This is a genomic window from Shewanella basaltis, assembly GCF_023283885.1.
In the GTDB taxonomy this organism is placed as follows: domain Bacteria; phylum Pseudomonadota; class Gammaproteobacteria; order Enterobacterales; family Shewanellaceae; genus Shewanella; species Shewanella basaltis.
In genome coordinates this window covers 300,185-313,587 of record NZ_JAKILA010000001.1, presented here as the reverse complement: position 1 = coordinate 313,587, position 13,403 = coordinate 300,185, and the positions used below count along the sequence as shown (strand labels likewise).

13 protein-coding genes are annotated in these 13,403 nt (G+C 41.9%); 5 read left to right on the top strand and 8 right to left on the bottom strand.

The genetic code is table 11. The features are described 5' to 3' along the window. Positions 1 to 130: 130 nt before the first annotated feature. A complete protein-coding gene (gene waaA, locus L2703_RS01440; protein ID WP_248969368.1) occupies positions 131 to 1,405 on the top strand; it encodes a lipid IV(A) 3-deoxy-D-manno-octulosonic acid transferase in 1,275 nt (424 codons plus the stop codon). Here the strand turns inward: waaA and L2703_RS01435 are convergent. Further along, positions 1,400 to 2,119, bottom strand: coding sequence for a 3-deoxy-D-manno-octulosonic acid kinase (locus L2703_RS01435; RefSeq protein WP_248969367.1), 720 nt, complete (start codon positions 2,117 to 2,119; stop codon positions 1,400 to 1,402). The genes waaA and L2703_RS01435 overlap by 6 nt on opposite strands. Before the next feature lie 109 nt (positions 2,120 to 2,228). Here L2703_RS01435 and L2703_RS01430 point away from each other — a divergent pair, with 109 nt between their 5' ends. Beyond that, a complete protein-coding gene (locus L2703_RS01430) occupies positions 2,229 to 3,269 on the top strand; it encodes a glycosyltransferase family 9 protein (RefSeq protein ID WP_248969366.1) in 1,041 nt (346 codons plus the stop codon). Positions 3,270 to 3,326: 57 nt separating this feature from the next. Here L2703_RS01430 and L2703_RS01425 read toward each other — a convergent pair whose 3' ends face one another. Further along, positions 3,327 to 4,196: an adenylyltransferase/cytidyltransferase family protein gene (locus tag L2703_RS01425; protein WP_248969365.1), complete on the bottom strand. Its 870-nt coding sequence runs from the start codon at positions 4,194 to 4,196 to the stop codon at positions 3,327 to 3,329. Between the two features lie 255 nt (positions 4,197 to 4,451). Between L2703_RS01425 and L2703_RS01420 the strand changes: the two genes are divergently transcribed. After that, positions 4,452 to 5,525 (top strand): CDP-glycerol glycerophosphotransferase family protein, encoded by a 1,074-nt coding sequence (locus L2703_RS01420; protein WP_248969364.1) that lies wholly within the window; start codon positions 4,452 to 4,454, stop codon positions 5,523 to 5,525. Between the two features lie 85 nt (positions 5,526 to 5,610). Here the strand turns inward: L2703_RS01420 and L2703_RS01415 are convergent, their stop codons facing one another. From L2703_RS01415 to L2703_RS01400, 4 genes are all read right to left on the bottom strand, one after another. Continuing rightward, on the bottom strand, positions 5,611 to 7,800 hold the full coding sequence (locus L2703_RS01415) for a YjbH domain-containing protein (protein WP_428848636.1): 2,190 nt from the start codon (positions 7,798 to 7,800) through the stop codon (positions 5,611 to 5,613). Between the two features lie 2 nt (positions 7,801 to 7,802). Beyond that, positions 7,803 to 8,588: a capsule biosynthesis GfcC family protein gene (locus L2703_RS01410; RefSeq protein ID WP_248969363.1), complete on the bottom strand. Its 786-nt coding sequence runs from the start codon at positions 8,586 to 8,588 to the stop codon at positions 7,803 to 7,805. Beyond that, positions 8,585 to 9,304 (bottom strand): YjbF family lipoprotein, encoded by a 720-nt coding sequence (locus L2703_RS01405; RefSeq protein ID WP_248969362.1) that lies wholly within the window; start codon positions 9,302 to 9,304, stop codon positions 8,585 to 8,587. The genes L2703_RS01410 and L2703_RS01405 overlap by 4 nt, the downstream gene beginning before the upstream one ends. 92 nt (positions 9,305 to 9,396) lie before the next feature. Then, entirely contained in the window at positions 9,397 to 9,678 is a 282-nt protein-coding gene (locus tag L2703_RS01400) for a putative periplasmic lipoprotein (protein ID WP_248969361.1), read from the bottom strand. A 246-nt stretch (positions 9,679 to 9,924) separates the two neighbouring features. On the opposite strand from L2703_RS01400, the gene coaD reads away from it, so the two are divergent. Together coaD and L2703_RS01390 are read left to right on the top strand one after the other, a co-directional pair. After that, the gene (gene coaD, locus L2703_RS01395) at positions 9,925 to 10,419 is read left to right on the top strand and encodes a pantetheine-phosphate adenylyltransferase (protein WP_248969360.1); all 495 of its coding nucleotides are present in this window, start codon (positions 9,925 to 9,927) and stop codon (positions 10,417 to 10,419) included. Between the two features lie 8 nt (positions 10,420 to 10,427). After that, positions 10,428 to 11,906 (top strand): capsule assembly Wzi family protein, encoded by a 1,479-nt coding sequence (locus tag L2703_RS01390; protein ID WP_248969359.1) that lies wholly within the window; start codon positions 10,428 to 10,430, stop codon positions 11,904 to 11,906. Between the two features lie 125 nt (positions 11,907 to 12,031). Here the strand turns inward: L2703_RS01390 and mutM are convergent, their stop codons facing one another. Together mutM and L2703_RS01380 are read right to left on the bottom strand one after the other, a co-directional pair. Next, entirely contained in the window at positions 12,032 to 12,847 is an 816-nt protein-coding gene (mutM, locus tag L2703_RS01385) for a bifunctional DNA-formamidopyrimidine glycosylase/DNA-(apurinic or apyrimidinic site) lyase (protein ID WP_248969358.1), read from the bottom strand. 9 nt (positions 12,848 to 12,856) lie between these two features. Then, positions 12,857 to 13,315: a hypothetical protein gene (locus L2703_RS01380; protein WP_248969357.1), complete on the bottom strand. Its 459-nt coding sequence runs from the start codon at positions 13,313 to 13,315 to the stop codon at positions 12,857 to 12,859. Positions 13,316 to 13,403 lie beyond the last annotated feature (88 nt).

Below are 13,403 nucleotides of genomic sequence, written 5' to 3'. Positions count from 1 at the left end.
AGATGTCCATATTCATTATTATTTTGGGATTTTTGGCTTATTACAGCGATAACATTTCATTAAGCCGACTTAATATGATTATGTTAACATTGTGTTTATCTGACAAGCAAAAATCGATGACTCTTGTTCCATGAACCGTACCTTATATTCTTTGTTTTTGTATCTTTTATTTCCGCTAGTCGTAATGTATCTGGTGTTTAGGGCGATTAAGAGCCCTGATTACCGTCGTCGTTGGTCTGAGCGCTTTGGTTTGGCAACATTACAACCGACCGATGTTGTGGTCCACAGTGTGTCTATGGGTGAAACGTTAGCGGCAATTCCGCTAATAAAAAAGCTTATGACACAAAACCCACAGATGAAGTTTACTGTTACTACCACAAGCCCAACCGGTTCAGCTGAAGTCATAAAAGCGTTTGGAGATAAGGTACAGCATTGCTATCTGCCCATTGACTTTGCTTATGCAGTTAAACGTTTTTTGCGTCAAATTCAGCCCAAGTGCCTGATTATTATGGAGACAGAGTTGTGGCCCAATTTAATCCATTTTGCAAAACACGATAAGATTTCACTGGTATTGGCAAATGCGCGTTTGTCACAGAAATCAGCGGCTAAATATGCCAGTAAACCGCGTTTATCGACGCCAATGTTAAAGCAGTTAGATTTGATATTGGTGCAAACGCAAGCTGAGTCTGAGCGTTTTGTTCGTCTTGGTGTTGAATCGCCGCAAATACACCTTTGTGGCAGCCTTAAATTTGACCTTACCATTGCCCCTCAAAAGCAGCAGCTGGCCGTGCAAACTCGAGAGCAATGGCAGCGGAGTCATCATCCGGTTTGGGTTGCAGGTAGTGTGCATCCTGGGGAGTTTGATATTATTTTGGCTGCGCACAAGCAAGTGTTAGTTGATTTTCCTGAAGCATTATTGATTCTTGCTCCCAGGCATCCTGAGCAGTTCAACCTCGCGGCCATTACTATCACGCAAGCTGGGTTTAAGCTTGCTCGTCGCAGTATGCATGATGAAGTAACCCATGATGTTCAGGTGTTATTAGGCGACACCATGGGAGAGCTTTTAATGTTGTATGGTACAGCCGATCAGGCATTTGTGGGGGGCACGTTAATTGAGGGGGGGGGGCATAACCCACTTGAACCCGCGGCAATGGGGTTACCTGTATACGTTGGCCCTAATCATTGGAATTTTGCCGAAATTACCGAGTTGCTTGCCAATGCTGGTGGATTGCAGTGTGTTGCGGGTGCAGACGATCTTGCTCAAGTGTTAATCGCGAAATGGAATAACAACCACGCATATCAACAAGCATCAACTGCTGCATTGTCTGTCGTAAAACAAAACCGTGGTGCATTATCTAAACAGTTTTTATTGATTAATTCGCTAATAAAGGCCTCCGCGCTATAGTGGGTTGAGGCTTAGGTATCCATTTTGTAGCTGTTGCCAACAATGTTCAGAAAAGGCAAGCTCAGGCTGTTTACCTTGTTCTTTATTAAACGAGCGCAATAACCTGTCTAGGTTAGCGTGTTGCCAGTTTGAGTTAGGCTGACGTAATTCGCCGCGGTCAAAATCGATTAAGTAAAATTGATTGTGTGCTAATAAGATGTTTTTCGCATTAAGATCGGCATGATAGACACCCCGAAGATGAAATTGAGCAATTAGTTGACCTAGAGCATACCATTGTTGATCGGTTAAGGGCTGTAAACTGAGCTGGGCGACTAAGTCTTTGGCGCCTGTTACATGTTCAATAATAATGTCTGCTCGATACCATAAACCGAATCGGATCACATTGGCTGCTATTGGCCTTGGTACGGCAAAACCTTCTTGGTAGAGCGTTTCAAGAATGGCTAGCTCTGCCATTGCACGGGTTTGCTTAAGGCCTGTATATAGATAACTGTCGCGGTTAAATTTACCTACCAATCCGCCTCGCCAATAATGACGTAACACCCAGGTTTGCGCTGAGTCTGTTTTAACAAACCAGGTGGTATACCTGCCTTTTGATTGCCCTACAACTGCGGCTTTGGTTTGCCAAACATCCACAGAGAAATCTTGCGGCGTTAAAGTAGCTGCACTGGGTTCGCACCAGGCGATATGGCCTTGCTGGGTAGTTTTTATTTGCATCTAATTATCAAATAGCACGGGCTTGATTGTGGATCGAAATAACATTATACCTTAAGATCACTCACTTGCATTCCTTCCATCTTTTTCACTGACGCATATTGGATATTCAATGAAAGCTGACTTTAGTGCGATACGTTCATTATGTTTACTGCGTTTGTCTGCTATTGGCGATGTGTGTCATGCCGTGGCGATGGTTCAAGCTATTCAAAAGCATTATCCAGATTTAGCGATCACCTGGGTGATCGGCAAAGTTGAGTACCAATTACTCAAGCATTTACCGGGTATTAAGTTTGTTGTTTTTGATAAATCTAAAGGGTGGCGTAGTTATACCCAACTGCGTAGCGAGCTAAACGGTCAACATTTCGATGTGCTGTTGCATATGCAAATCGCCCTGCGAGCCACCATAGCATCGCTTATGATCAAAGCTCGGGTGCGTGTTGGTTTTGACAAAGCACGAGCCAAAGAAGGCCAATGGTTGGTGACCAACCATGCTGTTGAGCCTATCGCTGAGCCACATGTGTTAGATGGCTTTATGGGATTTGCCAAAGCGGTAGGGGTTAAGGACTTAACGCCAAGTTGGCACATTCCTGTACCCCAAAGTGATAGTGACTTTGCTGCTCAACTTATTGGGGATGGCAAAGTGATGGTGATTTGTGCCGCAGCCAGTAAAGCTGAGCGCAACTGGTTGCCTGAGCGTTATGCGGCTGCAGCTGATTACGCAATATCGCAAGGCTTTAAGGTCATGTTGTGTGGCGGCCCGACGGTACTTGAAAAAAATCTAGCAGATGTTATTCAGTCTCATAGTCAACACACCTTCGACAATCAGGTGGGTAAAACAAGTTTAACGCAATTATTAGCCTTGTTAAAACAAGCAAGTTTTGTGCTTGCTCCAGATACCGGGCCATTGCACATGGCAGTGACTCAGGGCACGCCTGTAATTGGCTTATATGCACATTCAAACCCTGGGCGGACTGGGCCATACTATTATCGTGACTATACGGTATCGATTTACCATGAGGTGATAGCGCAACAGGTTGATGGTTTAGTTAAATGGGGCAAACGAGCCAAAGGCGAGCATTTAATGGCGATGATTGAGACTGATGACGTGATACAAAGCATGAAAAAGCTAATTGCAGAACGAGCCCGATAGAATAATGCAAAAACGCCACACTAAGTGGCGTTTTTGCATTTATACACGGTATTTGAGTTATTTGTCTGCTTCTTTAGGTGTGATATTAAGCTTTTGCTTGAGCACCGTAGAGCTTACGTTAGGTGTATAGTCAAAATATACCATTTCGCAGCTGACTTCAGGGTATTTGCCTTTCCAATCCGAACCGACTGAAATTGCATCGATTTGATATTCATCAACGACTTTTTGTTTGTCTTTATCGATTTGAGGTATCACTTCATCGACGTAGCGATTGGCTTCTAAAATCGAGATGCGCTCTTCAAATGGAATAATAGGTGGACGTCCTTTAGACTTTATAATTAACTCGTCTGTTGATACACCGACAATCAAATAATCACACAGTGCCTTGGTGTTACGTAATATATTTAAATGCCCTTGATGAAATATATCAAAACAGCCTGAGGTATACATGCGGCGGTATTTTTTGCCAGACACCGCTTCATCTGCAGGTTCTGTCGCTGCAAAATCGCTTTTTAAGGTTTTTAATAACTCAGCTTTCAGGATGGTATCGAGCTGCAGTTGATCTGCTAAACTCGGTGCTTGAGGCCACTGACTATCGGTAAATTCCTTACCGCAAAACTCGATTGGGAACTCGTAACGAGGGATAACATGAAAGTGCACAGCTGGATCAACCATCATTAGCATCAAGTAATTGACTTTATGGCAATCAAATCTGTGTTTAAGTACGCGCTCAATATCAGCAATAATGTGTTTTTGTTCATTCGCAGCTTCAGCGGATATCCCCGAATATTGATGGACATTTTCTTTACACACTAACACCATAGAACCAAGAGTCGGTTGATCTGGTCTGAGTAAAAGATGCCAATGGTGATATGACTTAATTAAGCTTTGTGGATAATCAAATTTGCGTAAAGTAGATTGTGGCATTTTTAGGCTTTAACATTCAAAAAATTTGTTTCTATCTTAATTTATCTCACTCTGTGAGTCTATCTTAGTCGAGGTAATTAACGTGCTTGAGTGAGTCCTATCAATTAAACTAAGTTAGTTACGTTGCTGATGCGCATATTTAGATGTCAGCTTGAGGTAAACGTTACAGAGATAACAATTTATTGTTAAGTTGATATACTCTACTTTTGTTGTATCACTAGCTGTTTTTAGCGTTAATTAAAATAAGAGATTATTATGTTTATCGTTTTCGATACGTTAAATGTGTACTACATTCCTCAGTACATGCCTGTTATTCAAGAATTAACCCTTCGTGGTCACATCGTAAAAATGGTGTGTTATAGCAACAAAAATGACCAAGAGGTTCTGGCGAAAACATTTGATGAGGTCGGCGTTGAATGTATCTGGGTGAGTAACACTCAAGAAGCAGAACAAGTGTATGTGACAATAAAACCAGATTGGGTATTTTTTGGTAATGAATTTCCACACCTTAATTCAGTTCATCAATATTCTAAAACGGCACAATTAGGGCATGGTGTTGGCCCTAAACCTTCGTATTACCATAAATCTATCACACCAATGACGGTTAGGTTTATAGAGGGTGCCTTACGCCTTGAAAAAATTAAGCAGTATTACCCAAAGGGTAACTTTGTTGCGGTCGGTTTTTCTAAACTTGATCCATTATTTAAGCATCAAGACTTGGGTTTAAACTTAACTCAGTTAGGTTTAGATACCAGCAAAAAAACTATTTTGTATGCACCAACATTCAATCCGAGCTCTTTAGAGTGTTTTCCTGACAATTGGCCTGAAGATTTTAAAGAGTACAATATTCTGATTAAGCCGCATTCGTTAACTCAAGTAAGGCCACAATACGCTAATCAAAGAGCAAAGTTAGCGAAGTGGGCAAGGTTTTCCAATGTTTATGTCGCCAATGAAAACGACATATCATTGTTACCTTTTATTCAAAATGCAGATATTTTATTGAGCGAAGCCTCCAGTACATTATTTGAGTTTGCCGCAATAGACAGGCCTGTTATTGTGTGTAACTTCTTTAAGCTTAAATGGACCTATCGCGGTATTTTTAAGTATCGATTTGAAAAGCGCTTTGGTAAAGACAATGTGCTTTACAAGGAGATTGGTTTGCATGTAGATAACTACAAATCCTTGATAAAAGCTATTCCTGAACAATTAGCCAATCCGCAATCATACCAAGCCAATAGGCAACAATATACACACGACCATGTTGGCCCAACGGATGGCTTGGCATCGGTAAGAATTGTTGATTACCTAGAGGCGATCGATAAAGCTTAAGCGTGACTGAAAATAATAAATGTAGAGTATATAAAAAGGCAGAACGTAAACGTTCTGCCTTTTTATTATGAGGGGTAAGCGTAGGTTATTTCACGGTACTTGGTTTGTTCAACCAAGGTGCTCTGGCGTCTGTGCCACCATAGAGCTCAAATTTGCGCCCCAGTTTTTGGCCGCCGTCTCGTGTTAATGGTTGCCACGCTAGGCTACCGCGATTTGATACAGGTACAGGTAAAATCGCATCAAAAGGAACTGAAATATAGAAGCCTTTAGTAAAGCTGCCTTCGCCAAACTCATCTGCAGACAGGTTGGTTTTCGAGGCAAATGCACCCACGATAACACCACTATCAAATTGTTTAGAGAAATCGACTGTTACTCCGCGATCTTCTGCTAAATATTGGCCATAGCTCACTTTAAGCAGCACATCATCAAACCACTTTGGCTGGTAATACACACTGGCGTGTCCTGTAAAGGTGCCTGTTTGAGCTCTGTAATAGCGGCCAGAATCAGCATCATAGTTTATTTCATTTTCGAAAAAACCGAATATGTTGTCAGGATCGCGTTGTTTGACGTAATTGGCATCAACACCAAACGCCCATTCACTGTTCATTGGGCGATAGAGGACTTCGCCGCCCACGCCACCAAACATCATTTCGAGGTAACCAACATAAGCTTGCGCATAGATATTTTCACTGAGTTTATCGAGCCAGGTTAGCTGTAAGTTATCCACACGTACTGTGGTATCAGATACATATTGTCTGACTAAGGTTCTGACGCGTTTAAGATCGGTGCCATCAGGTGGTGTTTGATATTTAAACTGATCGTAGTTATCGAACAGGTTGATATACATCGAACTGCTGACTTCAATATTCTCAGTTAACCAGCGGCTCGCGCCACCATTAATGCCAACATTAAATAAGTAAAAGTTTTCTGAACCACCAAAAGATTGGTTTAATTTAGGTGCAAAACCATAATTCCATTGGTGAGGTGTTTCCCAGTCGGCCACTTCAGTGGGTAAAGTAGGTTCAACAACGGTCGTGCTGTCGGTTACTTTTGCATCGATGTAATTATGTTGCGTGACATCGATAAACTGTTTGGCGTCAATTTGAGTTTCTGTTGTTGGTAAATTACCGGTAACTTCAATGATTTTGAAGGTCTTTGCCTGTGGGAAATGATTAACTAAAATGCGCCCCACATGATCGTGAGCATATTTTCTATCACGGTATTTGGTTTGTGTCGCGACTACGGTGACTTCATCATTTTTGATGTAAATTTTTGCGCCTTTATAGCCCGCATCAAAAGCTAATTGCTTATTAAGCTCCGGTAAATCGACTTTGCGGTCGGCTAAATCCGGTTTCTCTTCAATCGGTTGCTTTGGAGTGTCGTGCCAATTTGATTTTAAGGAATTAAAGTTAGTGGCTAAACTAAACCCTAAAGTCCAGGTATTACCGCGCTCATAACTAAGCTTAAAGTCGCCCCAATTACTCACTCGGTACAGGACGCCAAAATTAATTGGGCTGTCTTGTGTTAATTCGTTACCTGTGCGTAATGCAGCAAAATCAGACTTGTAATCATTACCGTCGTATTCCACTTTTAGGCGCAATGGGTCCCAGGGAGTTTGGTATTCAATACCGGCAAAAATGGCACTGCAGCCCTTAAACCAGCGCTCAAAGTCAACGTTTCCGCCCTTGCCCTTGTACCCAGTATTACGGTTACAATCTACTGACGATGGTTTATTGGTATCAGTAACATTACCGCGGTTGCCGATATAACCCCAACCAAAACCAACGGTGGCATCAAAAGGACCAAAGCCTTTGGTCATGGCAATATATTCGCTATCAAATAAGCCGGTGCCACCGATATCTCGCACCCCAATAGAGGTTTCTGGCAGCCAATAGCTTTCTTCCAACAAACGTAATTTTACGTCGATGCCTTTGTCGGTGTAGTAAGTGTCACCACTGAAGCTTGGATCGTTACTGTAGAGCACGTCTGGTACTTGGGTATAGCGGATAGTGGTTTCTAACCAGGGAAATAACTGCAGTGATAGTGCACCGTGATAATAATCTTCGTTAAAGGTGCCGGTTACACTAAATTCGCCTTCAGCTGCCATTCTACCCGTGGGCATTTGAATGAGGCCCACGCCACCAAAATCATATTGTGAAGGTGTCAGTTTTGGGGTTGAAAGTTCATCGCTGTGCGCTGTGGTACTGATAGCAATTCCGCTTACCATGAATGAAATGGCAAAAACAGAAAAGGCAGTTTGTTTTGCATGGTTCATGGTTAACGTACCCAATGTTTTAGTAGTTCTAGAATTTGTTGGTTCAATGCTGGCTCGTTATCTCTTACACCGTCGAAATCAAGGTAGATAATCGCCCCTGGTGCGATATCAATATGTTGTTGATTCCAATAAGCAATAGGATATTTTTGCTGTTTTCCATCGGGTTGGATTAGCCAAGCGAAGCTATTTTCTGAATGCGCTAATGGTTGTGCTTTGTCTAAGTATTGTGAAGCCCCTTGCCTTACAACAAAAGGTTGAGGACCATTTTGGGCAACAGCACCTAATACCAAAATATCTTGTGGCTTGCTTTCAAGCGCAAGTAAATATTTTCCTGCTAATAATGGGTCGAGCTCATTTTTTAATCTAATGGCATCATAGTCGAGGGGAATAAATTGACGCTCAAGAAATTGATTATTTGCTACCCACGAAGAAAGGCTTTTTAATGCTTTGATATTATTTGGTTTATCTATGTCTTCGTATTGGGTTTTGAGTAAGTTAAGGATGTTTGTTTGTTTTTGTTGAAACAGACGTTGTGTGCTGATGTCATAAAGTGCAGAACCCAACCAGTAAATAGGCTGTGGCTCAGCATTGGCAATAACGTCAGTATGTAGCATGGCATCTTTTACGACTTGAGTTAAACGTGGGGCGTGTTCATATCTTAATGCCACAACATTTTTTTCATCTGCTTCGTCGTGAGTGTAAGTGACTGTAATGAGTGTTTCAGCAATAACCTGTGGTGTGCACAGTAGCAATGCCATCAACGCATAAAGTGTAATTAACGGCTTCATTTATTATCCTTGAATTCATATGGCTTTAATAAGGTGATCTCGATATAAGGCAGGTTTGGAGCAATTTTTTGATTACTTTTTATCACCATACCGTTTGAGGCATCTATCCAAAACTGATTGTCATATTCAATATCAAGATGAGGAACCACCACATGTTCGTTGAATTTTTTAAGCGTTAGGGGTTTTTCGTTAATTGTAATCGTTTCGTCGCTCACAAAACTAAATGTTGAGCGTTGCTCATAATTGATATGATAGCCTGGTTGCCAATCTATTGTGCTTGTCCATTGTAACGGGGTACTGTTTAAATGCAGGCCCAACATAAGCGGATCGATTTGTTCGCTACTGATGTTGATTCGGTCACCGTAAAAGAAATTGACCGTTTTGAGTAAGCGCCCATGTCGAGTGACGAGCATACCTGCATCAGATGAAATCCATTTTAGCTCTGCATTTTGAGCCTGGATTGTTGTTGCCGGGAAGGTTTGCGGCGCTTCAACTAAAGCTAAAAGAACATAGACATTGTGCGAGTTATTGATTCTTGCATAAATACTGGAGTATGGGCTGTTGTCTATTTCAGCTGCAGGAATATTATCATCTGGTAAACCCACAATACTTTGTTTAAGCATGCCACCAACATGCTTAAAGGTATTACTACAGCCTGTCACGGTTAAGAATAAGGTTAAGATAAGTAGGAACTTGTTATTGAAAATTGAAGGCATACGAGCTCAATTCCTTAAGCTTAAAATCATGGCTGAAAAAAGAAAATAAAAAAGCACATTAAAAAATGTGCTTTTTTGGCCAACGTACAAACTTAGTTTGTGACTGAAGTCGTAGTTGTACCAGTGCCTGTACCAGTACTTGTTGTAGTTGTGCCAGTACCTGTGTTGGAAGTGCTGTTACCACTATTTTCTTCGTTGTCGTTTAGGGCAGTTGCAACGCCCAATGCAGCAAGACCACCTGCTAAAACAACTTCGCTACCAACTAATGGCTGCCCAGTTTTTGATACAGTCTTATTAGTTGGTTTTGGGTCAGCAGCATAAGCTGAACCGATCATTAATAAAGCAGTCGTTAACGCGATAGCTGATTTTTTCATATTGAAAGTCTTCCCGTAAATTATTCAAACACACCTAGATGGAAGATTAGCACATAATCGATTTACTTCCATATATAATTCGACACAAATGCTTAATAAATATTCAGCTTGTTCGAATGGCTAATTTACACGATTTTCAGTTTTTTTACAAAAACAGTTTAATTAATTATCAATTACACGTGTGTTGCACAGGCATGAGCTGTTAAAATACGCGTAATGCTAACACTAAATTTATGGCTTTGAATCATGCATAGAAGAGCAATTTACCCAGGTACTTTTGACCCTGTGACAAACGGTCATGCAGATTTAATCGAGCGCGCAGCACGCTTATTTAAGCACGTTATTATTGGTATCGCCTCAAATCCGTCCAAACAACCGCGTTTTACGCTTGAGGAACGTGTTGCTCAAGTCAAGCTCGTCACTGCTCATTTAGATAATGTTGAAGTCGTTGGGTTTACAGGGCTTCTGGTGGATTTTGCAAAAGAGCAGCACGCCAGTGTATTAGTGCGCGGATTACGTGCAGTATCTGATTTCGAATATGAATTTCAGCTAGCCAATATGAACCGCCGTTTAAGCCCAGATCTTGAAAGTGTGTTTTTAACCCCAGCTGAAGAAAACTCGTTTATATCGTCAACTTTGGTTAAAGAAGTGGCACTTCATGGTGGCGATGTGAGCCAATTTGTTCATCCACAGGTTGCAGAAGCATTGAAACAAAAAATCAATGCCATAAATAAAGGATAATTTGATTGATGTTAAAGGGATTTTGCTTAAGTAAGTTAGTCGTTTCATTGGGGTTAAGCTCGGCGTTATTATGCTCTGCAGCGCAAGCAGCACCCTGGGTAGATACCAGTGATATTTACTTACGTGCAGATATACAAGCGCTTGCCGATGCTGGGGTAATTACTTCTCCCATTAATACCTATCCTTTAATGTGGTCTGGTATTGGGGTTGATTTAGCGCGAGCAGAGCCGTCGTTGTTGAGTAAAGCATTAATTGAAGCCTATGCTCGGGTTAATTTTTACTATCAAGGCGCAGTGAATAATCGAGGCAATACGCGCGTTAAAGTTGCTGCGGCAACTGATGCTGCTCGTTTTCAGCACTTTGGCTCGGACTATCGAGAAAAAGGCCAAATACAAGGCTCTCATGAGTATTTGGGGCAACATCTTGCTTATAAACTTTCGGCGTCGGCAAATTACCACCCGAATGACGATAAAGACTTTCGTTTTGACGATAACTACATTGCAGTAATTTTAGGGAATTGGGTCACCACATTTGGAACGGTTGCGCAGTGGTGGGGCCCAGGGTTTGACTCTTCTTTGCATATGTCGACAAATGCAAGGCCAATGTCGTCGTTAATGATAAGTCGAAATAACCCTCAAGCATTTGAAACCCCGTTACTTTCTTGGTTAGGTGCTTGGACATTGACCGCGGGTGTCAGTCTCACTGAACAAGAACGTTATGCTGCTAATGCGATGCTGTGGTCATTGCGTGGGTCGATAAAGCCATTAAAACAGCTTGAAGTTGGTGTGTCTTGGACTGCGATGTTTTGTGGCGAAGAGCAAGAGTGTGATGTAGATAGTGCCTTTGAGGCCATTACTGACCCGCAAGAATGCAATTCAACTGATTGCAGCAGTAATACCAATCAAATGACAGGCTTCGATGTGCGTTATAGCGATGAATGGTTTGGTATGCCTGTTGGTTTATATGTAGAGCAAACCTGCGAAAATGCCTCAAATGCGTCGAGTATGTCAGATTGCGGACAAATGTTCGGCGTAGACTCGCGATTTAATTTTTCAAAACAGCAATATAAAGTCTTTTTTGAATATTCAGACACTATGGTCAATTGTGATGCTGGATCTGAATATAACTGTTTTTATGAACACTCAATGTACCAAAGTGGCTCACGTTATTACGGTCGTGCCTATGGCAGCACTTATGACAGTGATGCGCAAACTTATGTATTGGGGCTGATTGGACAGTTTGAAAATAGTCATGGTTTTACTTCTATCCTGCGTTATGCTCAGCTTAATAAAGATGGCGCTAACCGCGCGAGTGCATGGGCTCCACAGCCATCAAAAGAAGATTTATTGATGTTGGAGTTGTCTTACCGTATGCCAGTATTTAATGGCATGTTGACCTTGGGAGGGAGCGTGGCGAACTCTGAGTTTGAGGTGCAAGACGATGATACACATGCGACAGTGTTTTCGACTTTTGAGTATCGATTTTAAATTAATACGCAATGGTATAAACACCCATCAGTTTAGACACCCATCAGGTTAAATAACAGTATACATTAGGATTAGGGAGCCCATTGGCTCCCTTTTTATGCTTATAGTTAAATATCATTGGAGCGTTATCGCTGCTGGCAGAGGCCGCAAAATACCGTGGTGCGTTGGCCAAGTTTTATTTCACTCAATAAATTACCGCACTGGGTACAGCTTTCGCCGCCACGTCCATATACATGTAATTTTTGAGCAAAGTAACCGGGTTTTCCATCAGCGTTAGTAAAATCTTTTAAGGTTGTGCCACCTTGCTTTATGGCATGGGCTAAAATTTGTTTTACTTCGGTGACTAATAAGGTTAACCGCTCAATATCAATGTTACCCGCTTCGGCCTGTGGGTGAATACCTGCAGCGAATAAGGCTTCATTGGCATAAATGTTACCCACACCCACCACAATATGATTATCCATTAGACATAGTTTAATGGCTTTCTTTTTGCCTTTTAATGCGGCTTGTAGTTGTTGCGGGGTAAAGTTTGCACCTAAAGGTTCTGGCCCTAATTTTGACAGTAATGGGTGGGCATCTTCGGGCAACTCGTACCATAACCAGGCGCCAAATCGTCTAGGGTCATTAAAGCGAAGCATGCGGCCATTTTCTAGCACTAGGTCGATATGGTCGTGTTTTTCAGCAGGCGTGTTACGCGGTAAAATACGCAAGCTTCCTGACATGCCTAAGTGGACGATAGTTATGCCTGCATGGGTGTCGATTAATAAATATTTTGCGCGGCGACGCACATTGTTAATGCGTTGCCCGACAATATTTTGCGCCACATCCGGTACCGGCCAACGTAGCGAACTATTGCGTATAATCAACTCACAGACAGTTTGCTCAATAAGGTAAGGGCTGATCCCCTGGCGGGTGACTTCAACTTCTGGTAATTCAGGCATAAAAACTCATTAGTTTGATTGAGGAGGTATCGCCAGCACGGGTTGTAAATCGGCGCGTAAGCTTGGCGGTACTTGGTACCAATTTTGACTCGATGACAGCAATAAGCCTTCGTCGGGAAAATAACGCCATTGCTGTGCGGTGTGAATATTACTGATCGCGATAGTCAGTATTTGTTCATTGTTGCCATGCTTTGGTTGAGCAGTTAATGGCGACACACTAATCGTTTGCCAAGCTTGGGCCCATTGTTGACAGTTAAGCACTTGCTCATGGCACCACCATTCATCCCCTTTTTTACTGAGCCAAATATCATCGAGATGAAGTTGTACTAACGGTAGTTGAGGGTCAAACAGTGCAACAGTAGTATCGGGAACCTGGGCGGTTTTGTTATCAATAAACGATAACACCGCAATCATAAAGACGCTGGCACCGATAATTATGTAGTTCCAATTTTTTCGAGAAAGTGCCATAAAAAGCGTCCTTTTAATGAAATACATCAGCATATTGAAATGAGTAGTTTATCACCCATGGGATAAAATACGAATATGGCGATGCAAG

Excerpts from the sequence above, each read along its gene's own strand:
- waaA (WP_248969368.1), top strand. The coding sequence starts at position 131 with ATGAACCGTACCTTATATTCTTTGTTTTTGTATCTTTTATTTCCGCTA.
- L2703_RS01435 (WP_248969367.1), bottom strand. The coding sequence starts at position 2,119 with ATGCAAATAAAAACTACCCAGCAAGGCCATATCGCCTGGTGCGAACCC.
- L2703_RS01430 (WP_248969366.1), top strand. The coding sequence starts at position 2,229 with ATGAAAGCTGACTTTAGTGCGATACGTTCATTATGTTTACTGCGTTTG.
- L2703_RS01425 (WP_248969365.1), bottom strand. The coding sequence starts at position 4,196 with ATGCCACAATCTACTTTACGCAAATTTGATTATCCACAAAGCTTAATT.
- L2703_RS01420 (WP_248969364.1), top strand. The coding sequence starts at position 4,452 with ATGTTTATCGTTTTCGATACGTTAAATGTGTACTACATTCCTCAGTAC.
- L2703_RS01415 (WP_428848636.1), bottom strand. The coding sequence starts at position 7,800 with ATGAACCATGCAAAACAAACTGCCTTTTCTGTTTTTGCCATTTCATTC.
- L2703_RS01410 (WP_248969363.1), bottom strand. The coding sequence starts at position 8,588 with ATGAAGCCGTTAATTACACTTTATGCGTTGATGGCATTGCTACTGTGC.
- L2703_RS01405 (WP_248969362.1), bottom strand. The coding sequence starts at position 9,304 with ATGCCTTCAATTTTCAATAACAAGTTCCTACTTATCTTAACCTTATTC.
- L2703_RS01400 (WP_248969361.1), bottom strand. The coding sequence starts at position 9,678 with ATGAAAAAATCAGCTATCGCGTTAACGACTGCTTTATTAATGATCGGT.
- coaD (WP_248969360.1), top strand. The coding sequence starts at position 9,925 with ATGCATAGAAGAGCAATTTACCCAGGTACTTTTGACCCTGTGACAAAC.
- L2703_RS01390 (WP_248969359.1), top strand. The coding sequence starts at position 10,428 with ATGTTAAAGGGATTTTGCTTAAGTAAGTTAGTCGTTTCATTGGGGTTA.
- mutM (WP_248969358.1), bottom strand. The coding sequence starts at position 12,847 with ATGCCTGAATTACCAGAAGTTGAAGTCACCCGCCAGGGGATCAGCCCT.
- L2703_RS01380 (WP_248969357.1), bottom strand. The coding sequence starts at position 13,315 with ATGGCACTTTCTCGAAAAAATTGGAACTACATAATTATCGGTGCCAGC.